Genomic DNA, 1026 nt, shown 5'->3' on the forward strand with positions numbered 1-1026 from the left:
GTTTTACCTGCTTTTATTTTCTATTTACGACAATGAAAGGTTGAGCCAGCGAAGCCTGGAGGATACTTTTAATCACAGTGGTTTTAAAGCGTTGTTTGGTCTAGGTGAAGATGAAACTGTTCGTCGCAGTTCCATTTCAGAAAGGCTATCAAAAATAGACCCTGATTATTTCAAGGCCATTTACCAGCACATGTATGGTCGGTTTTCAGAGCTTTACAGTACAACCGAAATTGAGAAATACAACCTGATTAGGGTAGACAGCACCATTGTTGCAGATACCTGTGCTAGACTCAAAGAGGGCATCGACCAGAAGAGCGGTAAAAAACTGGTAAAATTCAGTTTTTCGTTTGATGGCATTTTACCATCTGGGGTAGAGGTTTTTAATACTCAAAAATATTCATCTGAGGAGAACGCGCTTCCAGAGGCTATTTTAAAGCATGTTAAAAAGGAAGGGCACCACGGCAATATTTATGTGGTTGACAGAGGCGTGCAATCTACAAGGACAATGAAAGACTTCAGTGAACAATCGGTTAAATTCATTATTCGTTCCAAGGAAAACCGAAAATTTGAAGAAATTGAATCTTTGTTAAATCCAAAAAGTATTCAGAGATGGGACAATTGGCGCCTTGTAAAAGACAGTAAAGTTAAGCTATATACCGGAAAGCCCATTGAAAACAAACGGGGCAATATTCATTACAAAGAGCAAAAGGTGGAAACCGAATTTCGATTGGTGGTCATTAAAAATGATAAGCAGAACAAGACGTTTTGGTTCCTGACCAATGAGTTTGAACTCTCTGCCAAGGATATTGCCGATTATTATCGTAAAAGATGGGGTATTGAAGTGTTTTTTAGGTTCCTAAAACAAGAACTCAATTTAAGCCATTTGGTGTCGCTCAACAAAAACGGCATACAGGTGATGGTTTATATGACCATGATTGCGGCCATGTTGCTGCTTATCTATAAAAAGGCCAATAATATTGGCTATAAAACCGCCAAAAGGCGCATCGCTTTAGAGCTAAGGGATAT

The 1026-nt window shown here is 38.9% G+C and carries 1 protein-coding gene; it reads left to right on the plus strand.

Features of this window, described 5'->3' with window-relative positions; all coding sequences use genetic code 11:
* On the plus strand, positions 1-1026 hold a 1026-nt coding region (locus ABD792_RS19105), incomplete at both ends, for an IS4 family transposase (RefSeq protein WP_345008185.1).

The sequence above is a fragment of the Snuella lapsa genome (assembly GCF_039539345.1).
Taxonomy (GTDB): Bacteria; Bacteroidota; Bacteroidia; order Flavobacteriales; family Flavobacteriaceae; genus Snuella; species Snuella lapsa.